Origin of the sequence: Cronobacter dublinensis subsp. dublinensis LMG 23823 (assembly GCF_001277235.1) — a bacterium.
Lineage (GTDB): Bacteria > Pseudomonadota > Gammaproteobacteria > Enterobacterales > Enterobacteriaceae > Cronobacter > Cronobacter dublinensis.
The window spans coordinates 3715605-3737738 of the sequence record NZ_CP012266.1 but is presented as its reverse complement, the minus strand read 5'-3'; the positions used below and the strand labels follow the sequence as shown (position 1 = coordinate 3737738).

General features: G+C 60.2%; 22 protein-coding genes and 1 riboswitch. Of the genes, 16 read left to right on the top strand and 6 right to left on the bottom strand.

What is annotated here, in order from left to right:
• Positions 1–25: 25 nt before the first annotated feature.
• Complete coding sequence (gene ubiK, locus AFK67_RS17265) at positions 26–391, bottom strand: ubiquinone biosynthesis accessory factor UbiK (RefSeq protein WP_007727112.1); 366 nt, start codon at positions 389–391, stop codon at positions 26–28.
• 123 nt (positions 392–514) lie between these two features.
• Positions 515–699: riboswitch (FMN riboswitch) on the top strand.
• A gap of 107 nt (positions 700–806) precedes the next feature.
• Here ubiK and ribB point away from each other — a divergent pair.
• Entirely contained in the window at positions 807–1460 is a 654-nt protein-coding gene (gene ribB, locus AFK67_RS17260; protein ID WP_007727115.1) for a 3,4-dihydroxy-2-butanone-4-phosphate synthase, read from the top strand.
• Between the two features lie 66 nt (positions 1461–1526).
• Here the strand turns inward: ribB and zupT are convergent, their stop codons facing one another.
• Positions 1527–2309, bottom strand: a complete 783-nt coding sequence (gene zupT, locus AFK67_RS17255; protein ID WP_007727119.1) for a zinc transporter ZupT — start codon at positions 2307–2309, stop codon at positions 1527–1529.
• Between the two features lie 191 nt (positions 2310–2500).
• Between zupT and ygiD the strand changes: the two genes are divergently transcribed.
• Positions 2501–3292: a 4,5-DOPA-extradiol-dioxygenase gene (ygiD, locus tag AFK67_RS17250; protein ID WP_038884491.1), complete on the top strand. Its 792-nt coding sequence runs from the start codon at positions 2501–2503 to the stop codon at positions 3290–3292.
• Positions 3293–3322: 30 nt separating this feature from the next.
• Here the strand turns inward: ygiD and AFK67_RS17245 are convergent, their stop codons facing one another.
• From AFK67_RS17245 to tolC, 3 genes are all read right to left on the bottom strand, one after another.
• A complete protein-coding gene (locus AFK67_RS17245) occupies positions 3323–4483 on the bottom strand; it encodes a glutathionylspermidine synthase family protein (RefSeq protein WP_007729558.1) in 1161 nt (386 codons plus the stop codon).
• A gap of 4 nt (positions 4484–4487) precedes the next feature.
• The gene (locus AFK67_RS17240; RefSeq protein ID WP_007729561.1) at positions 4488–5144 is read right to left on the bottom strand and encodes a DUF1190 family protein; all 657 of its coding nucleotides are present in this window, start codon (positions 5142–5144) and stop codon (positions 4488–4490) included.
• A gap of 151 nt (positions 5145–5295) precedes the next feature.
• Positions 5296–6786: an outer membrane channel protein TolC gene (gene tolC, locus AFK67_RS17235; protein WP_007729563.1), complete on the bottom strand. Its 1491-nt coding sequence runs from the start codon at positions 6784–6786 to the stop codon at positions 5296–5298.
• 212 nt (positions 6787–6998) lie between these two features.
• Here tolC and nudF point away from each other — a divergent pair, with 212 nt between their 5' ends.
• The 13 genes from nudF (at position 6999) to mdcH (ending at position 18803) form a co-directional block, all read left to right on the top strand.
• Complete coding sequence (nudF, locus tag AFK67_RS17230) at positions 6999–7631, top strand: ADP-ribose diphosphatase (protein WP_007729566.1); 633 nt, start codon at positions 6999–7001, stop codon at positions 7629–7631.
• A gap of 2 nt (positions 7632–7633) precedes the next feature.
• On the top strand, positions 7634–8056 hold the full coding sequence (locus AFK67_RS17225; RefSeq protein ID WP_004385612.1) for a DUF1249 family protein: 423 nt from the start codon (positions 7634–7636) through the stop codon (positions 8054–8056).
• A gap of 24 nt (positions 8057–8080) precedes the next feature.
• The gene (gene cpdA, locus AFK67_RS17220; RefSeq protein WP_007729568.1) at positions 8081–8908 is read left to right on the top strand and encodes a 3',5'-cyclic-AMP phosphodiesterase; all 828 of its coding nucleotides are present in this window, start codon (positions 8081–8083) and stop codon (positions 8906–8908) included.
• A complete protein-coding gene (gene yqiA, locus AFK67_RS17215; protein WP_007729569.1) occupies positions 8908–9483 on the top strand; it encodes an esterase YqiA in 576 nt (191 codons plus the stop codon). The genes cpdA and yqiA overlap by 1 nt, the downstream gene beginning before the upstream one ends.
• Positions 9484–9525: 42 nt before the next feature.
• Complete coding sequence (gene parE, locus AFK67_RS17210) at positions 9526–11418, top strand: DNA topoisomerase IV subunit B (RefSeq protein WP_007729570.1); 1893 nt, start codon at positions 9526–9528, stop codon at positions 11416–11418.
• A 277-nt stretch (positions 11419–11695) separates the two neighbouring features.
• Entirely contained in the window at positions 11696–13351 is a 1656-nt protein-coding gene (gene mdcA / locus AFK67_RS17205; RefSeq protein WP_038884487.1) for a malonate decarboxylase subunit alpha, read from the top strand.
• Entirely contained in the window at positions 13351–14211 is an 861-nt protein-coding gene (locus tag AFK67_RS17200; protein WP_007729576.1) for a triphosphoribosyl-dephospho-CoA synthase, read from the top strand. Before mdcA ends, AFK67_RS17200 begins: the two co-directional genes overlap by 1 nt.
• 9 nt (positions 14212–14220) lie before the next feature.
• Entirely contained in the window at positions 14221–14520 is a 300-nt protein-coding gene (mdcC, locus tag AFK67_RS17195) for a malonate decarboxylase acyl carrier protein (RefSeq protein WP_007729581.1), read from the top strand.
• Entirely contained in the window at positions 14513–15346 is an 834-nt protein-coding gene (locus tag AFK67_RS17190; RefSeq protein ID WP_007729584.1) for a biotin-independent malonate decarboxylase subunit beta, read from the top strand. The genes mdcC and AFK67_RS17190 overlap by 8 nt, the downstream gene beginning before the upstream one ends.
• Positions 15346–16146, top strand: a complete 801-nt coding sequence (mdcE, locus tag AFK67_RS17185; RefSeq protein WP_007729586.1) for a biotin-independent malonate decarboxylase subunit gamma — start codon at positions 15346–15348, stop codon at positions 16144–16146. Before AFK67_RS17190 ends, mdcE begins: the two co-directional genes overlap by 1 nt.
• A gap of 174 nt (positions 16147–16320) precedes the next feature.
• Positions 16321–17280, top strand: a complete 960-nt coding sequence (locus AFK67_RS17180; RefSeq protein ID WP_007669337.1) for an AEC family transporter — start codon at positions 16321–16323, stop codon at positions 17278–17280.
• 3 nt (positions 17281–17283) lie between these two features.
• The gene (locus AFK67_RS17175; protein WP_007729589.1) at positions 17284–17904 is read left to right on the top strand and encodes a malonate decarboxylase holo-ACP synthase; all 621 of its coding nucleotides are present in this window, start codon (positions 17284–17286) and stop codon (positions 17902–17904) included.
• On the top strand, positions 17901–18803 hold the full coding sequence (gene mdcH, locus AFK67_RS17170) for a malonate decarboxylase subunit epsilon (RefSeq protein ID WP_007729592.1): 903 nt from the start codon (positions 17901–17903) through the stop codon (positions 18801–18803). Before AFK67_RS17175 ends, mdcH begins: the two co-directional genes overlap by 4 nt.
• Here mdcH and AFK67_RS17165 read toward each other — a convergent pair.
• Complete coding sequence (locus tag AFK67_RS17165; RefSeq protein WP_007729594.1) at positions 18800–19729, bottom strand: LysR family transcriptional regulator; 930 nt, start codon at positions 19727–19729, stop codon at positions 18800–18802. The genes mdcH and AFK67_RS17165 overlap by 4 nt on opposite strands.
• Positions 19730–19920: 191 nt before the next feature.
• Here AFK67_RS17165 and katG point away from each other — a divergent pair, with 191 nt between their 5' ends.
• Positions 19921–22101, top strand: coding sequence for a catalase/peroxidase HPI (katG, locus tag AFK67_RS17160; RefSeq protein WP_007729597.1), 2181 nt, complete (start codon positions 19921–19923; stop codon positions 22099–22101).
• The last annotated feature ends 33 nt before the right edge of the window (positions 22102–22134 follow it).

The following is a 22134-nucleotide window of genomic DNA, read 5'->3' as shown; positions in this document are numbered from 1 at the left end:
GCGAGTCAAGGGGCGTAGCTGGCGCTTAGTCCTGTTTGTCGAGGCTGTCGACGGGCGGGATGGCCGGCGGCGGCGTGACTGCCGTGACAGGGGCGCTGGCGCTGCCTGCCGTTGACGCCACAGGCGCGTCTGCTCCGGTTGCCGTCGTCGCGCCGCGAGATTCCAGCGCTGCCAGGCGTTGCTCCAGCGCCGTCAGTTTTTCACGCGTGCGCAGCAGTACCTGCGTCTGTACGTCAAACTCCTCACGGCTCACCAGATCCAGGCGAGACAGCTGGCCCTGCAGTACCTGGCGAATTTTCTTCTCAACATCTTCCCCGATCTCACGGATCCCTTTTGGCATCGATTCATGGACCTGACGGGCGATCTGTTCAATTTTTTTCGGGTCAATCATAGCGGTTTCCCTGATCTGGTATGGTCTGAAGAGTAATTGTAATCGCTGATCCCAAGGGTATAAACCGGAAATGTTTGAATCTCATGCATTGCCGACGATTATCAATGGCGTTATAGTTATCTCGCTTATTCTCAGGGCGGGGCGAAATTCCCCACCGGCGGTAAATCAGGCTTATCCGGCGTCTGCGCGAAGGCGAAAGACAAACGGTAAACTGAAAGCCCGCGAGCGCTTCAGAGTTTTTCTGAAGGTCAGCAGATCCGGTGTAATTCCGGGGCCGACGGTTAAAGTCCGGATGGGAGAGAGTAACGATCTGCCTGGGCTTACGCCCACTCACGTTATTTTGTTTGCCGCTTGCCGGCACTCCTAAGACCGCCCTGATTCTGGTAATCCATATAATTAATGAGGTTTCTTTACCATGAATCAGACGCTTCTTTCTGCTTTTGGCACCGCTTTTGAACGCGTGGAAAACGCGATCGCCGCACTGCGCGAAGGGCGCGGAGTGATGGTGCTCGATGATGAGAACCGTGAAAACGAAGGCGACATGATTTTCGCCGCCGAAACCATGACCGTTGAACAGATGGCGCTGACTATCCGTCACGGCAGCGGCATCGTCTGCCTGTGCCTGACCGAAGAACGCCGTAAACAGCTCGATCTGCCGATGATGGTGGAAAACAACACCAGCGCCTTCGGCACCGGCTTTACGGTGACCATCGAAGCGGCGCACGGCGTGACGACGGGCGTTTCCGCTGCTGACCGCATCACGACTATTCGCGCGGCGATTGCCGACGACGCGAAGCCGTCCGATCTGCATCGCCCTGGCCACGTTTTCCCGCTGCGCGCGCAGCCGGGCGGCGTTCTGACCCGCGGCGGCCACACCGAAGCGACCATCGATTTAGTGTCGCTGGCGGGCTTCAAACCGGCGGGCGTCCTGTGCGAACTGACCAATGACGACGGCACTATGGCGCGCGCGCCGGAGTGCATCGCGTTTGCCCGTGAGCACAACATGCCGGTCGTAACTATCGAAGATTTAGTGAGCTATCGCGAGGCGCAGGAGCGCAAAGCGAGCTGACCACACGCCCGGCGAGCACCGGGTCTGAATCAATACACAAAAGCCCGGTCTGACCGGGCTTTTTTATTAGCCGCTAAGCCCGCTCGTTTGCAGCAGCGTCAGGCTGAGTCCCATCACTGACATTCCGCACAGCACGCCGTAGCTCGGGTTGTTATGCGGGTCTATCTCTTTAGCAAGCGGCATCAGCTCATCCACCGACAGCGCCACCATAATCCCGGCCACCGCCGCCATAATCGCCGCCATCACTACCGGCGAAACCATCGTACCGAGGATAAGCCAGGCCAGCACCCCGCCGAGGATCTCCGCCATCCCGGAGACGCCTGCCCAGATAACCGCTTTACGGCGCGAACCGGTAGCGGCATAGACCGGGCCCGCCACCGCCAGTCCTTCGGGAATATTATGCAGCGCCACGGCCAGCGCGATGCCGAAGCCCAGCTCCAGGTTATTGCTGGCCGTCACGTACGTCGCGACGCCTTCCGGGAAGTTATGCAGGCTGATGCCGAGCGTCAGCAGCAGCGCGGTACGGCGCAGGCTGCCCGGCGAGTGGCGGTGTGCGGTATGCGGATCGACGAGATCCTGCGGATGCGCGTGCGGCAGCAGGCGATCGAGCGCGAAATACCCCAGCAGGCCGACGATAAACATGCCGTAGCCGAGCACCGGCGACATGCCTTCTTCATTGAGCGCGGCGGGCAGCATTTCCATTAGCGAAATCAGCAGCATAATGCCCGCGGCAAACCCCAGCGAAAACGCCAGCAGGCGGTTAGAGGGCTTCTGCCCCAGCACGCCCAGCACGGCGCCGATAAACGTGGCGCCGCCCGCCAGCAGGGTCAGGATCAGAGGCACTGACATCGAACACTCCTTTTGATAATGATTATCATTAATTTATCGGGCGCAACGGAAAAGTCGAGGCCAGTCCGTGGCTTTTACAGAACGCTTACATTCAAATTTTCTGACGATCTTCATCACCCTTATCTCCGTTCTTTACGCGCGCGATCGGCGTAAGGTAATCCCATTGATGATACCGATTCAGGGTAAAAATAATGACGCACGCACCCCGTATGCCTGCACTGTTCCTGGGCCATGGCAGCCCGATGAACGTGCTGGAAGATAACCGCTATACCCGCGCCTGGCGCACGCTTGGCGAAACGCTGCCGCGTCCGAAAGCCATTGTCATGGTTTCGGCCCACTGGTTCACGCGCGGCACCGGCGTGACCGCGATGGAACAGCCGCAGACCATTCACGATTTCGGCGGCTTCCCGCAGGCGCTCTACGACACGCACTATCCCGCGCCTGGCTCACCGGCGCTGGCGCAGCGCGTGGTGGATCTTCTGGCGCCGCTGCCGGTCACGCTCGACCGCGAAGCCTGGGGCTTTGACCACGGCGCGTGGGGGGTGCTGATAAAAATGTACCCGCAGGCCGATATCCCGCTGGTGCAACTGAGTATAGATAGCACCAAACCGCCGCTCTGGCATTATCAGATGGGCCGCCGCCTGGCGTCGCTGCGCGATGAAGGCGTGATGCTGGTCGCGAGCGGTAATGTGGTGCATAACCTGCGTACCGCCCGCTGGCATGGCGAGGGCGCGCCATATCCATGGGCGGAATCGTTCAATAACTTTGTGAAAGAAAACCTGACGTGGCGCGGCGATGACGCCGGGCACCCGCTGGTCAACTATCTGGATCACCCCGGCGGCAGCCTGTCGAACCCGACTGCGGATCACTTCCTGCCGTTGCTGTACGTGCTTGGGGCGTGGAACGGCGACGAGCCGGTGACGATACCGGTCGACGGGCTGGAAATGGCCTCGTTGAGTATGCTCTCGGTGCAGATAGGGTAAGCATGGCGCGCGAGCGCGCCATGGTGGCGATCATTCCACAAACAGATGCGGATAGAAGCGCGACAGATCCTGCGTGATCAGCGCTTTGTCTTCGCGAATGCCGATCCCGGCAGGCTGGTCGTTGATAAGCCAGCTGCCAATCAGCGTGTAGCTGTCGCCGAATTTCGGCAGCGGGTGGAACTGCTGCACGATGGTGCCTTCTTCGCCGTAAGGACCGTCCACCTGCTCGACGGTCTGACCGTTTTCAATGATAGAAACGTTCGCGCCTTCGCGGGAGAAAAAGGGTTTCACCACATATTTTTCCATCGGCGGCGGATTGTCTTCGCTGAAGTACGCCGGCAGCAGGTTAGGGTGATTCGGGTAGAGTTCCCAGAGCATCGGCAGCAGCGCTTTGTTGGAAATAATGCTCTTCCACGCGGGCTCCAGCCAGCGCACGCCCGCGTCTTCCAGCTTGGTGGAAAACGTCTCGCGCAGCATGTATTCCCACGGATAAAGCTTAAACAGATTGCTAATCACCTGATCCTGGAGATCGGTAAACTGGCCCTTTTCGCCAAGGCCGATATCTTCGATAAACAGGAACTCGTTCTCGATCCCGGCTTCGCTGGCGCAATCCTGTAAATATTGCACCGTACCGCGATCTTCCACGGTATCGCGACAGCAGGCGAGATGCAGGCGTTGAAAGCCATACTGCGCTTTCAGCTCGCCAAAACGCTCGATGATCTTCTCCTGAAGACTGTTGAACTGATCGCTCTCAGCCGGGAGTTTTCCGGCGCGCAGCTGATCTTCCAGCCAGATCCACTGGAAAAACGCCGCTTCATACAACGAGGTCGGCGTGTCGGCGTTGTTTTCGAGCAGTTTGGGCTCGCCGCGCCCGTCCCAGGCGAGATCGAGACGCGAATAGAGCGACGGCTGGCCGCTGCGCCACGACTGGCGCACAAACTCCCAGGTATGCTTCGGAATGCGGAATTTGGCCATCAGCGCATCGCTGGCAACCACTTTCTCAACCACCTGTAAGCACATCTGGTGCAGCCCGGCGGTGACCTCTTCAAGCTTCTCCACCTGCGCGAGCGTCAGGCGGTAGTAAGCGTCTTCGCACCAGTAGGGCTCGCCATACATCGTGTGAAAATTAAAGCCGTATTCGGCGGCTTTTTCGCGCCAGTCCGGGCGCTCGCTGACCGCGATTCTTTCCATGTGATTAACCGCCCATTGAACGAGAAGAAGAGCCGGCAGCGCTGCGCTGCATCGTGGCCTGTTTCGCAACGGAATCGCCGAAACCGCCGCGGGTGATGGTCGACGTGGTCGCCGGTTTCGGCGCCATCGCAGATTTCGGTACGGTCACGGTGCGGCCCGGCTGCGCGGCGCCGTAGTTGCGGCCGCTGGCGTCGGTGTATTTACCGTAAGCCGGGCTTGCCGGGTTGCGCGAGCTGAACAGCGGCTGCTGCGCGAACCCCATGCCGCCGCCGCCCATCAGACGCCCCATCATGTAGCCCGCCATCAGTGGCATCCACATGCTGCCGGTTTGCTGCGTGGCCTGGCTGGTGTTGGTGTTGTTCACCTGCTGGCACTGATCTTCGCCAAATTCCGCCACGCAGTCTTCGCGTGTCGCGTATTTCGGCGCGGTACGCTCCGCCTCTTTCAGGGCGTTATTGTACGAGGTGGTGCATTCAGCGCTTTTGCCGGGGTTAGCGGCCGCGCAGTCGTCGGCGTTCTGATAGAGCTGGACGGTTTCGTCGCTCTTTTCACAGCCCGCCAGCATAAAAGCTGCCGTGACCGCGAAGGCGACCGGCGTTAAATGACGCGCGTTCCAGCTTTTGCGAAACATCGCGCGGTTAATCTGTTTTGTCCGTTTCATGCCTGCTTCCTGACCCAGTGGTATTGCACAGTTATGGTGCTCAGGATAGTGGATGAGTGGTTGAAATTAAAGCGCAGAGCCGGATGGCGGGGGATCTTTACGTTGACTTACGTTCAGGCGGGAAGCGCGCTGGCGCCTCCCGCCGGAGGGGTTACTGACGGAACGGATTGCTGCTGTTGCCGGTCGTGCTGCGGTTTGCCGCGGCAGGCTGAACGGCCGGCGCTGCGCCGCCGCTGTTCGCCATGTTATTCACGGCGGCGTCCTGCTGTGGGTTTTCCGGGGCGACGCTTTCCGGCGTGGTAGAGACCGGTTTGCCCAGCGAGTTATTCAGCGCGACCAGATCCTGCTCGTTGAGCGTACCCAGCGCAGATTTAATATTGAGCTGGTTGATCAGGTAGTTATAACGGGCGCTTGAGAGCTGCTGCTTGGCGTTGTACAGCGTGGTAGTGGCATCCAGCACATCAACGATGGTACGAGTACCGACCGAATAACCGGCTTCCATCGCATCAAGCGAGCTCTGCGCGGAGACGACCGCCTGCTCATACGCTTTGATGCTGCTGATGGACGCGTTCACGTTGTTATAGGAAGAACGCACGGTCTGCACGACGTTGCGGTGCGCGCTTTCCAGTTTCTCGCTGGCGCCAACGAAGCTGTACTGCGCCTGTTTCACCTGCGAGGTGACCGAGCCGCCGCTGTAGAGCGGCATGCTGAAGCTCAGGCCGACGGAGTTCTGACCCACTTTGCTGTCGGTGTAACGGCTGGCTGCCGCCGCGCTGCTGGTTTTGCTGCCGCTGTAGTCGGTGTCAGAAACGCTGCTGGAGGCTGTCAGGCCGAGCGTCGGCATATGACCGGTTTCCGCGTAGCGAATCTGCTCGCGCGCCAGGTCCTGGCTCAGACGCGCCTGCAGCAGCGTCAGGTTACGCTGCTCGGCTTCTTTCAGCAGCGCGTTAACGGCGGCCGGTTTGGCGGTTTTGAAACTATCGACGTTCAGCGAGGCGAGCTGCGGGTAGTAGTTGCCCGTCACCTGACGCAGCTGCTCCAGCGCGTTGTCGAGGTTGTTGCGCGCGGTCACTTCGTTCGCCAGCACGTTATCGTACTGCGCGCGGGCGTTTTGCACGTCGGTAATCGCCACCAGGCCCACGTTAAAGCGCTGGGTGGTTTGATCGAGCTGGCGGTAAATCGCCTGTTTCTGCGCTTCGGTATAGGAAAGCGCGTCAATCGCGCTCAGCACCTGGAAGTAGGCGGTCGCAGTATTGAGCATCAGCGTCTGCTGATCGGTCTGATAGGTCACGTCCTGAATGCCTGCGGTTTTCTCCTGCAGCGTCAGGGCGCGCCATTTAGACATATCGAAAATAGTCTGGGTTAACTGTAACGAGGCGCTCTTGGACGTGGTGTCGACGCCGTCGTTATCGCGAAAACCGCTGTTATAGGTGTAATCTGCACCCAGGCCGAGCTGCGGAAGTAAAGGACTGCGGGCTTCGTTAATTTTTTCGAATGCGGCGTCGCGGTCAGCAGCGGAGCTGCGCAGGTCTGGGTTGCTTAAACGTGCCTGCTGGTAAACCTGCAACAGGTTTTCTGCCTGGCTCATGGCGCTGAAGCCCGTCAGGCTCAGGCCGATAAGGATGGGGAGCAGTTTCTTCATTTGCATTCCTTGTTGTGAAGCATAAAGAATTTATTAGCGCTGTCAGAAGCCGAAAAATTGACGCCGATTCTACCAGAGTCAACCCGCCGTCAGGCTTGGCGTAACGTGCCTTCTGCCGGTAAATTTCATCAATCTACCACATGGGCAATGAAACGGCAGGTAAACTGGCTTGAAATGCCCAAATTCGGCACCATTTTGAACCGGAAACCCTCATGAGCAAATCAACGAAAAGCCCCGTTACTTTCACCAAAAACGATGTAGAAATTATTGCACGGGAAAAGCTATATCGCGGCTTTTTTTCGCTCGATCTCTACCGCTTTCGCCACCGTCTTTTCAACGGCGAAATGAGCGGCGAAGTGCGGCGTGAAATTTTTGAGCGCGGCCATGCCGCAGTCCTGCTACCCTTTGACCCTGTGCGCGATGAGGTGGTGCTTATTGAGCAGATCCGCATCGCCGCGTTCGACACCAGCGACACCCCGTGGCTGCTGGAACTGGTCGCGGGCATGATTGAGCCTGGCGAAACGGTGGAAGAGGTTGCCCGCCGCGAAGCGATGGAAGAGGCGGGGCTCGACGTCGGACGCGTTAAAAAATTCATGAGCTATCTGGCAAGCCCTGGAGGCACCAGCGAGCGCCTGTCATTACTGGTTGGCGAAGTGGACGCCACGACCGCGCAAGGCATACACGGTCTGGCTGATGAAAACGAAGATATTCGTGTTCATGTGGTAAGCCGGGAACAGGCATACCTTTGGGTAGAAGAGGGGAGAATCGACAACGCGGCCTCGGTCATCGCACTGCAATGGCTGCAGTTACATCATCACGCATTGAGAAACGAGTGGAACACCTGAATATGAAGCGTTATACACCTGATTTTCCAGAAATGATGCGCCTGTGCGAAACCAACTTCGCGCAGCTGCGCCGCCTGCTGCCGCGCAACGACGCGCCAGGCGAAGCCGTAAGTTATCAGGTGGCGGGCGCGCAATACCGTTTAACGATACTGGAATCAACCCGGTACACGACGCTTGTGCAGATAGAGCAAACCGCGCCGAAAGTGAGCTACTGGAGTTTGCCCTCGATGAGCGTAAGGCTTTACCATGACGCCATGGTCGCGGAAGTGTGTTCAAGCCAGCAGATCTTTCGCTTCAAAGCGCGTTATGATTACCCAAATAAAAAGTTGCATCAGCGCGACGAAAAACACCAAATTAACCAGTTTCTTGCTGACTGGCTACGCTACTGTTTAGCGCATGGAGCAATGGCGGTTCCGGTTTGTTAGCGTCGTGAAACCTAAGGACACCATTTGGAAAGCCTGTTAAACCTTCCTGTTGCTGGTGGGGCCAGCGTCAGGATCTTACAAATTACAGATACTCACCTGTTTGCCGGAAAGAACGATACGCTGCTTGGGATCAATACCTGGGAGAGCTACCAGGCTGTGCTGGCGGCCCTCCATGCCGGGCAGCGTGAGTACGATCTGATTGTCGCGACAGGCGATCTTGCGCAGGACCATACGCCTGAGGCCTACGCGCACTTCGCGGCGGGCGTTTCAACGCTGCCTGCGCCCTGCGTCTGGCTGCCGGGCAACCACGATTTCCAGCCCGCTATGTTCAGCACGTTGCAGGACGCGGGCATTTCCCCCGCCAAACGCGTGTTCGCGGGCGACCACTGGCAGGTACTGCTGCTCGACAGCCAGGTCTTCGGCGTGCCGCACGGCGAACTGAGCGACTATCAGCTGGAGTGGCTTGAGCGCATGCTGCAGCAGGCGCCGGAGCGTCACACTTTACTGCTGCTGCATCATCATCCGCTGCCGTCCGGCTGCGGCTGGCTCGACCAGCACAGCCTGCGCAATGCGCAGTCGCTGGATGACGTACTGAACCGCTACCCGCGCGTGAAGCATCTGCTTTGCGGACATATTCATCAGGAGCTGGATCTCGACTGGAACGGGCGTCGCCTGCTTGCGACGCCGTCCACCTGCGTTCAGTTCAAACCCCACTGCGCCGGCTTTACGCTTGATACCGTCGCTCCCGGCTGGCGCTGGCTGAATCTGCACCCTGACGGCTCACTCACTACGGAAGTGTGCCGCCTCGAAGGCGTGCAGTTCCGCCCTGACACCGCATCAGAAGGATACTGATGTCTACGCTTCTCTATCTCCACGGTTTTAACAGTTCACCTCGCTCGGCGAAGGCCACCAGCCTGCAACGCTGGCTGGCGCACCAGCACCCTGACATCAACATGGTTGTTCCTCAACTGCCGCCGTATCCGTCCGATGCCGCGGAGCTGCTGGAATCCTTAGTGCTTGAGCAGGGCGGCGAGCCGCTCGGCGTCGTAGGCTCGTCACTCGGCGGTTATTACGCCACCTGGCTTTCGCAATGCTTTATGCTACCTGCCGTGGTGGTGAACCCGGCGGTGCGCCCCTTTGAGCTGCTGACCGATTTTCTCGGCGCTAACGAGAACCCCTACACCGGGCAGCAATATGTGCTAGAGTCACGCCATATTTACGATCTGAAAGTGATGCAAATTGAGCCGCTCGACGCCCCGGATCTCATCTGGCTGTTGCAGCAGACCGGTGACGAGGTGCTGGATTACCGCCAGGCGGTGGCGTATTACGCGCCATGCCGTCAGACGGTAGAAACCGGCGGCAACCACGCTTTTGCAGGCTTTGAAGATTATTTCACGCAGATTGTCGATTTCCTTAGCCTGCGTTAACGCTAAGGCATCGATGCCGTTTTGTGACCTGACGATAAAATCATGACCCAATCCTATAATGCCGATGCCATTGAGGTGCTCACCGGGCTTGAGCCGGTGCGCCGCCGTCCTGGGATGTACACCGATACGTCCCGTCCCAACCATCTGGGCCAGGAAGTTATTGATAACAGCGTCGATGAAGCGCTGGCGGGGCATGCCAGACGCGTCGACGTGATCCTGCACGCCGACCAGTCGCTGGAGGTGATCGACGACGGGCGCGGCATGCCGGTGGATATTCACCCGGAAGAGGGTGTTCCCGCCGTGGAACTGATCCTCTGCCGTCTGCACGCGGGCGGTAAATTCTCGAACAAAAACTACCAGTTCTCCGGCGGCCTGCACGGTGTTGGGATCTCGGTGGTTAACGCCCTGTCAAAACGTGTTGAAGTCAACGTGAAACGCGACGGGCAGATTTACAATATCGCCTTTGAAAACGGCGAGAAAGTCAAAGAACTCAGCGTGGTCGGCACCTGTCCGAAACGCCAGACCGGCACCAGCGTGCATTTCTGGCCGGATGAAAAATTCTTCGACAGCCCGCGCTTTTCGGTCTCCCGCCTGACGCACCTGTTAAAAGCGAAAGCGGTGCTCTGCCCGGGCGTTGAAATCAACTTTAAAGATCAGGTCAACAACACCGAGCAGCGTTGGTGCTACGAGGATGGTCTCAACGACTACCTGAGTGAAGCGGTGAACGGGCTCATTACGCTGCCGGAAAAACCGTTTATCGGTAATTTCTCCGGCGAAACGGAAGCGGTGGACTGGGCGCTGCTGTGGCTGCCGGAAGGCGGCGAGCTGCTGACGGAAAGCTACGTCAACCTGATCCCGACCATGCAGGGCGGCACTCACGTCAACGGCCTGCGCCAGGGCTTGCTGGACGCCATGCGCGAGTTCTGTGAATACCGCAATATCCTGCCGCGCGGCGTGAAGCTCTCGGCGGAGGATATCTGGGATCGCTGCGCCTATGTGCTGTCGGTGAAAATGCAGGACCCGCAATTCGCAGGCCAGACCAAAGAGCGTCTCTCTTCGCGCCAGTGCGCGGCGTTTGTCTCAGGCGTGGTCAAAGACGCCTTCAGCCTGTGGCTGAACCAGAACGTGCAGGCGGCTGAGCAGCTCGCGGAACTGGCGATCGCCAGCGCCCAGCGTCGTCTGCGCGCGGCCAAAAAAGTGGTGCGTAAAAAGCTCACCAGCGGCCCGGCGCTGCCCGGCAAGCTGGCGGACTGCACCGCGCAGGATCTCAACCGCACCGAGCTGTTCCTGGTGGAAGGGGATTCCGCTGGCGGCTCCGCCAAGCAGGCGCGCGATCGTGAATATCAGGCGATCATGCCGCTCAAGGGTAAGATCCTGAATACCTGGGAAGTCTCGTCCGATGAAGTACTGGCCTCTCAAGAGGTGCACGACATCTCGGTTGCGATCGGCATCGATCCAGACAGCGACGATCTCAGCCAGCTGCGTTACGGCAAGGTCTGCATCCTCGCGGATGCGGACTCCGATGGCCTGCACATCGCGACGCTGCTTTGCGCGCTGTTTGTGAAACACTTCCGCTCACTGGTGAAAGGCGGCCACGTGTATGTCGCTATGCCGCCGCTCTACCGTATCGATCTTGGCAAAGAGGTCTATTACGCGCTGGATGAAGAAGAGAAAGCGGGCGTGCTGGAACAGCTTAAGCGTAAGAAAGGCAAACCGAACGTACAGCGCTTTAAAGGCCTCGGCGAGATGAACCCGATGCAGCTGCGTGAAACGACGCTCGATCCGAACACGCGCCGTCTGGTGCAGCTCACCATCAGCGACGACGACGATGCGCGCACGCTGGCGGTAATGGACATGCTGCTTGCCAAAAAACGCTCCGAAGACCGTCGTAACTGGTTACAGGAGAAAGGCGATATGGCAGATATTGAGGTCTGATGTTCTGCAGCGGCGGGCCCCCGGTCTTGCCGACACGTTCTTTTTGCAGCGGCGCCCTGGGCGCCGCTGCTGTTTCTGGCCTGTAATCCCTTCATTTTCACGCGGCGTAGCACATGCCGCCGCTTTTATTGCGATGCAGATCAAAAACCGGCGTGTTAATCGTTACTCTGAGAGTAATGATTCGTCCGCGTCCTTAATTGATGCCTTTTTCTCCTGAGCGCACACTGAATTTAGCGTTAAGCAAATCAAAAAGATTCGCTGAATCAGGAGGTTAATAATGACGGCTTACCAAACGCCGGGGCGTGTCTGGAACACGCGCCGCACGGAGAAACAGCGGCGTCTCGCCTCGGTTCCCGTGCAGGACAAAGTATTGCCCACCGCAGATCTCGCAGCCATGCTGGAAAAACTGATAGCACCGGGTGACCGTGTAGTGCTGGAAGGCAATAACCAGAAACAGGCGGATTTTCTCTCCCGCATGCTGGCCAACGTCAGCCCGGAAAAAGTGCACGATCTGCACATGATCATGCCAAGCGTCGGGCGCAGCGAGCACCTCGATATTTTTGAGAAAGGTATCGCCCGCAAACTCGACTTCTCGTTCTCCGGCACCCAGAGCCTGCGTATTTCGCAACTGCTGGAAGATGGTCTGCTGGAAATCGGGGCTATCCACACCTATATCGAACTCTACTCCCGCCTGTATGTGGATCTGGCTCCGAACGTGGCGCTGATAGCCGGCTACAAAGCCGACCGCAAAGGCAATCTCTACACCGGGCCGAGCACCGAAGACACGCCCGCGCTGGTGGAAGCCGCCGCGTTCCATGACGGCATCGTTATCGCCCAGGTCAATGAACTGGTCGACGACGAGTGCGACCTGCCGCGCGTGGATATCCCCGGCTCCTGGATTGACTACGTGGTAGTGGCAGACAAACCCTTCTTTATCGAACCACTCTTTACCCGCGACCCGCGCCTTATCAAGCAGGAACATATCCTGATGGCGATGATGGCCATCAAGGGCATCTACGCCGAGCACCAGGTGCAGTCGCTCAATCACGGCATCGGTTTTAATACCGCAGCGATTGAACTGCTGCTGCCGACGTACGGCGAACAACTGGGTCTGAAGGGCAAAATCTGTAAACACTGGACGCTGAATCCGCATCCGACGCTTATCCCTGCCATTGAAAGCGGCTGGGTCGAGAGCGTGCACTGTTTCGGCGGCGAGCTGGGCATGGAAGAGTACATTCGCGCGCGCCCCGACGTGTTCTTCACCGGCGCTGACGGCTCCATGCGCTCCAACCGCGCCTTCTGTCAGCTGGCGGGCCAGTACGCGGTCGATATGTTTATCGGCTCCACGTTACAGGTAGACGGCCTTGCTAACTCCTCCACCGTCACCCGCGGGCGGCTTTCCGGCTTCGGCGGCGCGCCGAACATGGGGCACGATCCGCACGGCCGTCGCCACGCGACACCCGCCTGGCTCAACATGATCACCGAGCCTGACCCGATGCAGCGCGGTAAAAAGCTGGTGGTGCAGATGGTCGAAACCTTCCAGGCCGGCGTAAAACCGACCTTCGTGGAAAAACTCGATGCAGTTGACGTGGCGAAAGCCTCTGGCATGCCGCTCGCGCCGGTCATGATTTACGGCGATGACGTCACCCACGTGCTTACCGAAGAGGGGATTGCGTACCTTTACCGCGCAGAAAGCCTTGAAGAGCGCCGCGCGATGGTCGCAGCAGTCGCGGGCATCACTGACATTGGCCTTGGCGTGGACGCCGCACGCGTCGCTGAACTGCGTAAAACGGGCAAGGTGGTATACCCGGAAGATATCGGCATTCGCCGCGCCGACGCCACCCGCTCGTTGCTTGCCGCAAGCAGTGTCGCGGATCTCGTGGAATGGTCCGGCGGTCTTTACAACCCACCTGCCAAATTCCGGAGCTGGTAATGAACCGACAGCCACTGACTCACGCCGAAGGCACCGCAGACGCACTGGCGCGCATCGCCACCACCTGCCTGATTGATGAAGCGAGACTCACCCCGAAGCCGGGTCTGGTGGACTGTCGCGGGAGCGGCGCGCATCACGACCTGACGCTTGCGCTGATGGAGCGTTCGGCCCACAGCCTGACGCCCACCTTTCATGCGCTGGCTCAGCAGAGCTGGCAGCGCCCGGCGGATATTGCGCTGCGTGAAACCATTGGCCGTCTGGGCCGCGAGGGCGAAGCGCAAATGATGGCGGCCACCGGCGGGGTGAATACCCATCGCGGTGCTATCTGGGCGCTGGGACTGCTGGTGAGCGCCACCGCCATGTGCGACGCCGGAGCGACAGGTGAGGCTATCGCCGCCACGGCCGCCCGTCTGGCAGGCCTGCCGGACGCTGGCGCGCCGAAGGGCTTCAGCAAAGGGCTTCGCGCCACGCGGCGTTATCAGGTGCCGGGCGCGCGTGAAGAGGCGCAGCAGGGGTTTCCGCATGTGATGCAACTCGCGCTTCCACAGCTTCACGCCAGCCGCCGTGGCGGCGCGAAAGAAACCGAAGCACGTCTGGACGCGCTGATGGCCATCATGACGTCGCTGTGCGACACCTGCGTGCTTAACCGCGCGGGGCTCACGGGCCAGATGACCATGCAGCGCGGCGCCCGCGCCGTGCTGGCCGCAGGCGGTACGGCGACCGACGCCGGGCGTCGCGCGCTGGCAGAGCTTGATAGCGAGATGCTGGCGCTGAACGCCTCGCCAGGCGGAGCTGCTGATCTGCTGGCCGCCACGCTCTACCTCGACCGCGTGAGCGCGCCATCTCGAATAACCGAATAAGAGGGTGTTATGGAACAGATTACATTGTCATTCCCCGCGAGCCGCACGCTGAGCGGCAGAGCGCTGGCGGGAGTGGTCGGATCCGGTGATATGGAAGTGCTGTTCACCGCCGATCAGCAACAGGCGCTCAACGTGACCATCACGACATCCGTGGACAACAGCACCGCGCGCTGGAATGCGCTGTTTGACCGCCTCAACCTGCAAAATGGCCTGCCGTCCGGCACGCTGGTTATCCACGATTTCGGCGCGACGCCCGGTGTGGCGCGCATTCGCATCGAACAGGTTTTTGAGGAGGTCAGCCATGCGTAACGACCGCAGCTTTATTGAACTTCGGGCGCGCGAACGCGCCAGGGCGCTGCTCGATGAAGGCAGCTTTCGCGAACTGCTCGACCCGTTTGAGCAGGTCATGTCGCCGTGGCTTGGCAAGCAGGGCATCGTCCCGCAGGCGGACGACGGCATGGTGGTGGCGAAAGGCACCATCAACGGGCAGCCCGCCGTGGTGATTGCCATCGAAGGCACCTTCCAGGGCGGCAGCATGGGCGAAGTTTCCGGCGCGAAAATGGCCGCCGCCCTTGAGCTGGCCGCGGAGGATAACCGCAACGGCATTCCCACCCAGGCGGTGTTATGCCTGGAAACGGGTGGCGTGCGTCTGCAGGAGGCCAACCTCGGCCTCGCGGCGATTGCCGATATCCACGCCGCGATTGTCGACCTGCGCCGCTATACGCCGGTGGTCGGTATTGTTGCGGGCACCGTGGGCTGCTTCGGCGGGATGTCCATCGCGGCGGCGCTGTGCAGCTATCTCATTGTGACCCGTGAAGCACGCCTTGGCCTGAACGGCCCGCAGGTGATTGAGCAGGAAGCGGGTGTGGAAGAGTACGACTCCCGCGACCGTCCGTTTATCTGGAGCATGACCGGCGGCGAAGTGCGCTATGAAAGCGGTTTTGTCGACGCGCTGGTAGGCGATGGCGTTAACGCGGTGAAAACGGCGATGAACGAAGCCATCGCTAAAGGCGTGCCATCACAGCACCGCAGCGACAACTACGCCTGGTATCTCGATCGTCTGACGCGGTTCGACACCGCGAAACAGGCGGATCGCGAACAGATCAAACAGGTTTTTGCGCGGGAGGAAAAATGATGACGAATACAGTAAGCCGGGGCGCCTTATGGCTTGAAAAACTCGCGCCCAACGCGAAACGTCAGGAGGGGCTTTGCCCGTCCGTTCAGGTGGCCGATGCCGCGCTTAACGGCGAACCCGCACGCTTTATCGCCGTCGTGCCGGATGCCCATAACCACTACCCGCGCGCCGCTAAAGGGGAGGTCGGGCTGCTGGAGGGCTGGACGCTTGCCAGAGTGGTCAGCGAAACCATCAAAGAAGATGCCGATAAGCCAGTGAAGCGCCCGATTATCGCGGTGATTGACGTGCCAAGCCAGGCGTATGGCCGTCGCGAAGAGGCGTTCGGCATTCATCAGGCGCTCGCCGGGGCTGCGGGCGCTTATGCTAACGCACGCCTTGCCGGACACCCGGTAATTGGGCTTATCGTCGGTAAAGCGATGTCCGGGGCGTTTCTCGCCCACGGCTACCAGGCAAACCGGTTAATCGCCTTTAACGACAAAGGTGTGCTGGTGCATGCGATGGGTAAAGAATCCGCCGCGCGCATTACGCTTCGCACCGTCGAGGCGCTGGAGAAACTGGCGGCGACCATCCCGCCGATGGCCTATGACGTCGCCAACTACGCGACGCTCGGGCTGCTCTCTGACCTGCTCGATATCCGAAACCCGGATGCACCAACACCTGAGGATCTGGCACAGGTGAACGCCACGCTGCAACGCGCAATTGATGATGCGCGTCGTGACCCGAGCCTGAAAACCCGCCTCGGCGCCGACAACCGCCGTAGCTCACAGCATGTACGCGAACGTCTGCGCGCCAGCTGGTAAGTAAAACCCTAAAAAGACCTGCCGGATAGCGGCTTACAGGGGCGTAGCGATACGCCCTCTGGCCCGCCGCATCCGTAAAAAATAAAGCTCACCATCTCAGGGCGCGCCGCGCGCCATGAGATGTAAGGGCCACCATCGCACCAGTGTTGATTTTACTTTCATTACAGGTGACTTATGACTTACGTGATTATTCATGCGCTTGCCCCTATTTTTGTGATCATGCTGCTCGGCTTTATGGCGGGCAAAACAAAAATGGTCGATAACCAAAACGTCGCTTTACTCAATATCTTTGTGATGGACTTTGCCCTGCCAGCCGCGCTGTTTAGCGCCACCGTACAGACGCCGTGGGCGGGCATTGTCGCCCAGTCGCCGCTCATCATCGTCCTGGTGCTGGCGATGTGGATAACCTACGCCGCCATCTACTTCCTGGCGGTCGGGCCGTTTAAGAAATCCCCGCAGGATGCCGCCGTGCTCACGCTGACCGTGGCGCTGCCGAACTACGCCGCGTTGGGTCTGCCTATCCTTGGCAGCGTGCTCGGTGAAGGGCCATCGACATCGCTTTCCGTCGCGGTCTCCATTGCCTGCGGTTCGGTGCTGATGACGCCGTTCTGTCTGCTTATTCTGGAACGTGAAAAAGCGCGCGCCAGCGGCGAGAAGAGCGGCTCAACGCTCGCGATGCTGCCGGTGTTGATGTGGCGTTCGGTGAAAAAACCGATCGTCTGGGGGCCGCTGCTTGGCGTGGTGCTCTCCGCCATTGGCATCAAAATGCCGGAGCTGGTGCTTGCCGCCATTAAACCACTCGGCCTTGCCGCAACCGCTGCTGCGCTCTTCCTGACCGGCGTTATCCTCTCGGCCCGTAAGCTCAACATTAATTCTGTGGTGATTACCGCGACCATTGCCAAGCTGCTGATCCAGCCGTTTATCGCCTGGGGTATCGTGCTCGCGCTTGGCCTGACCGGGCCGGTTGCTATCACCGCTATCCTGATGATTGCCCTGGCGGCGGGCTTCTTCGGCGTGGTATTCGGCAACCGTTTCGGCGTACAGTCGCCGGACGCCGAAGCCGTGCTGCTGTTAAGCTCGGTATTGAGCATTCTTTCACTGCCGCTTTTTATCACCTTAACGCAAGGACTCTAAACCATGACCGACACGCCGCGTCCCCACGATTTACTCTGGCTTAACGACAGCCGCGCGCTCCAGGGCATTGACGCCCTGTGGGTAAGCGAGCAGTGGAAGTGCCAGTTTCCGGTGGTGGTACGGCGTGACCTGAGCGACAGCGGCCTGATCCCGGTGGGGGTGCGCGGCGTCAGACGCGACCAGCGCGCCGCCGGGTGGGTGGCGGCGCAGGATATCGTGCGCGTGGCGACACCGGAGTCGCTCGCCTGCCTTCAGACGCTGCTGCGCTCGCCGTTTGTCTCACAGCCTCCTGTGCAGGCCGCCATTCAACTCGCGCAGCGCACGTGGCCCTGGGCGTGGGGCATTACCGGCTCTGCTGGCTACGCGCTGGCGACCGAAATGCCGGTGCTGCACGCAGAAAGCGATCTCGACCTGACAATCCGGGCGCCCGTGCCTGTTACGCCTGCCGCCTTCGCCGACTGGCAACGGTGGGTTACCCAACTGCCGTGCCGGGCGGATACGCAGGTAGAGACGCCGTTCGGCGCGTTTTCGCTGACGGAATGGCTGCGCGACGGACGGGTATTATTAAAAACCAACCGGGGGCCGCTGCGGGTTGGCGACCCCTGGTGCAGGGAGGACGCATGAAAAGTATTTTTACGTTCCCGGGGCAAGGTACCCAGCGCCCCGGCATGCTGCAACATTTACCCGATGAGGAGACGCAGCGCGCGGCACGCGAGGTGCTGGGCGATGAATTCGCCACCCTCGACACGCCGCAGGCGCTACGCCACACCCGCGCCGTACAGCTCTCGCTGCTGATTGCCGGAGTGGCCTTCGCCCGCGCGCTGATGGCGCAGGGCGTCATGCCGGATATGGTCAGCGGTTTGTCGATTGGGGCCTATCCGGCGGCGGTGATCGCCGGCGCGCTCGATTTTCGCGACGCCTTACGGCTGGTGGCGCTGCGCGGCGATCTGATGGAGCAGGCCTATCCGCATGGTTATGGGTTGACCGCCATCCTCGGCCTGCGTCTGGATCAGGTCGAAAAACTGGCGGCGGAGCAGGGCGCGTATATCGCCAATCTCAATGCCGAAACGCAGATTGTGATTGCCGGGCGTGATGAACAGATGGCAAGGGTGGGCGAAGCGGCGCTCGCGCTTGGCGCGACCAAAGTGAACCGGCTCGCCGTCAGCGTGCCGTCCCACTGCGCGCTGCTCGACGCCCCGGCGCAAACACTTTTTGAGGCCTTTCACGACGTCACCCTGCATCGCCCGACGTGCGCTTACCTCAGCGGCAGCACCGCCCGCGTGGTGTGGCAGCCTGAGCGCATCGCAGACGATCTGGCGTTCAACATGGCGCGCACGGTGCGCTGGCAGGAGGCGATGATCGCCGCTCGCGAGCGCGACGCGAGGCTTGCCATTGAGATGCCGCCCGGCGGCGTGCTGACCTGTCTGACGCGCCAGGCCGGGTGGGAAGGCGAGAGCATTTCGCTTGAGCGCAGCGGCATGGACGTTGCGAGGCATCTGGCGGCGCGTCTGTCCCGCGATTAATTTTTATTGAGGCTCAGCGCGTACATGCGACACTCTGCCGCAAGCGCCAGCAGGTTTGGATCGCGTTCGCGATTGCGGGCAAACACCAGCGCTATCTGCTGGCGCATCTGGTACGGCTCCGCGAGCTTCAGAAGCTGCACATCGTTTTCATAAAGCTTCTTCACGCGCCCCGGTACCAGCGACAGCCCAACGCCCGCCTGCACCAGGCTCAGCATCGAGAAAATGTCATTCACGCGGGTGACGATATCCGGCTCAAAGCCCGCCACGTGAAATGCCTCCTGAAAGCCGGCATAAGTGGCGAACCCCTCTGCCAGCGAAACGAACTTACGGTTTTTATAGTGGCGCAAATCTGCGTCACGTCGGGTATCAAGCGCTTCCGCTGCCGGAGCCGCGAGATAAATGTCGTCGTTAAAAAGCGGCGTCACTTCCAGCGTTTTGTGATCAACCTGTGTTTCCGAGACCGAAATCAGTATGGCGTCCAGCGCGCCGTCTTCCAGCATATTAAGCAGCACCTGATTGGAGCCCATCGTGAGATCGAGTTCCAGATCGGGGCGGCGCAACTTCATGCCCATCAGCAGACGCGGTACGGTTTCAAGCGTCAGCGAATAGAGCGTGCCAACGCGCAACCGCCCCTGGCCGATGCCCGCCGTACGCTGTGTCTCCTCAATACCGCGCACCATCAGGCCAATGGCCTCCTGACAATATTCCAGCAAGGTTTCAGCTGCGGGCAGTGCCACCAGGCTGCGGCCCCGGTGTACGAAGAGCGGGCAGCGCACACCTTCTTCCAGGCTGTGCAGCGCCCGGTGCACGCTGACGGCGCTTAAGCCCAGCGCCTCGGCGGTGCGGGCGATATTTCCCTTCTCCATAAATGCCATGAAGATAGAAAGCTTGCGAAAGGTGATGTCGTCGTCGATGGCGAGTTTCATGCGGGCCTGGTGTTGAGTAACGGGATTAGCGAGCTTAACGGCTGGAGACGATGGGGTAAACCTTCCTTTCCGCAGGGACATTCTCGGGTTTGTTAAAGAAGGTACAGGCTATCAAATCTGTAGGTTAATACAGGTATGACTTATCAAACTGCGGGGCTATCGTAACGGCAAAACAGGACATGGAGCGAAACATGAGCACGCCGAACGACACCCACAACACGTTATCCGCAGGAAAATGCCCCTTTCATCAGGGCAACAACAATCAAAGCGCTGGCGGCGGCACGGCCAGCCGCGACTGGTGGCCAAATCAGCTGCGCGTTGAACTGCTAAGCCAGCACTCGAATCGCACCAGCCCGCTGGGCGAGGATTTCAACTACCGCAATGCCTTCAGCGAGCTTGACTACGCCGCCCTGAAAGGCGATCTGAAAGCCCTGTTAACCGATTCTCAGCCGTGGTGGCCTGCCGACTGGGGCAGCTACACCGGGCTTTTCATTCGTATGGCGTGGCACAGCGCCGGCACCTACCGCTCCGCTGACGGGCGCGGCGGCGCGGGCCGCGGGCAGCAGCGTTTCGCGCCGCTTAACTCCTGGCCGGATAACGTCAGCCTTGATAAAGCGCGCCGCCTGCTGTGGCCGGTGAAACAAAAATATGGCCAGAAAATCTCCTGGGCCGACCTGTTTATTCTTGCGGGCAACGTGGCGCTGGAAAATTCCGGTTTCCGTACCTTTGGTTTCGGCGCCGGGCGTGAAGACGTCTGGGAGCCGGATATGGATGTGAACTGGGGCGACGAGAAAGCCTGGCTTGAACATCGCCACCCGGAATCCCTGGCGCAGGCGCCGCTCGGCGCGACCGAAATGGGTCTTATCTATGTCAACCCGGAAGGGCCGAATCACAGCGGCGATCCGGCCTCCGCCGCGCCGGCGATTCGCGCCACCTTCGGCAACATGGGCATGAACGACGAAGAGACCGTGGCGCTGATCGCAGGCGGCCATACGCTCGGCAAAACCCACGGCGCAGGCGCGGCGAGCCATGTTGGCGTCGACCCGGAAGCGGCACCTATTGAAGCGCAGGGCCTCGGCTGGACCAGTAACTTCGGCAGCGGCGCGGGCGCGGATGCGATCACGTCCGGCCTCGAAGTGACCTGGACCCAGACGCCGACCCAATGGAGCAACTACTTCTTTGAGAACCTGTTCAAATATGAGTGGGTGCAGACCCGCAGCCCGGCGGGCGCTATCCAGTTTGAAGCGGTCGACGCGCCGGAGATCATTCCGGACCCGTTTGACCCGTCGAAAAAGCGCAAGCCGACCATGCTGGTGACCGACCTGACGCTGCGTTTCGACCCGGAATTCGAGAAGATTTCACGCCGTTTCCTCAACGATCCGCAGGCGTTCAATGAAGCGTTTGCCCGCGCCTGGTACAAGCTGACGCACCGCGATATGGGGCCGAAAGCGCGCTACATCGGGCCGGAAGTGCCGAAAGAAGATCTGATCTGGCAGGACCCGTTACCGGCGGCGATTTACCAGCCGACGCAGGCGGATATCGACGCGCTGAAAGCGGAGATCGCGAACGCCGGGTTATCGGTGAGCGAACTGGTTTCGGTTGCCTGGGCCTCGGCCTCTACTTTCCGCGGCGGCGATAAACGCGGCGGCGCTAACGGCGCGCGTCTGGCGCTCGCGCCGCAGCGCGACTGGGAAGTGAACGCCTCAGCGGCCCGCGCGCTGGCGAAGCTTGAGGAGATCCAGCGCGCGACCCATAAAGCCTCGCTCGCTGACCTTATCGTGCTGGCAGGCGTCGTGGGTATTGAACAGGCGGCGAAAGCGGCGGGCGTGGATATTACCGTGCCGTTTGCGCCGGGCCGCGTCGATGCGCGTCAGGATCAGACCGATGTCGCGCTGTTCGAGCTGCTGAAACCGGCGGCAGATGGTTTTCGTAACTACCGCGGCGTGCGCAACAGCACCTCCACGGAAGCGCTGCTTATCGACAAAGCGCAGCAGCTGACGCTCTCCGCGCCGGAACTCACCGTGCTGGTGGGCGGGATGCGTGTTCTCGGCGCCAACTTTGATGCCAGCCAGCACGGGATGTTCACCGATCGTGTGGGCGTGCTCAGCACCGATTTCTTCGTGAATCTGCTGGATATGCGTTACGAATGGAAAGCGAGCGACGCGACGTCTGAACGGTTTGAAGGCCGGGACCGCGCGAGCGGCGAGGTGAAATTCACGGCGACCCGCGCGGATCTCGTATTCGGTTCGAACGCGATTCTGCGCTCGGTGGCGGAAGTCTACGCCAGCCACGACGCCCGCGAGAAATTCGTGAAGGATTTCGTGGCGGCCTGGACCAAAGTGATGAACCTGGACCGTTTCGATCTGCGTTAATCAAAATGCCCGCGTTATCGCGCGGGTCGTTAA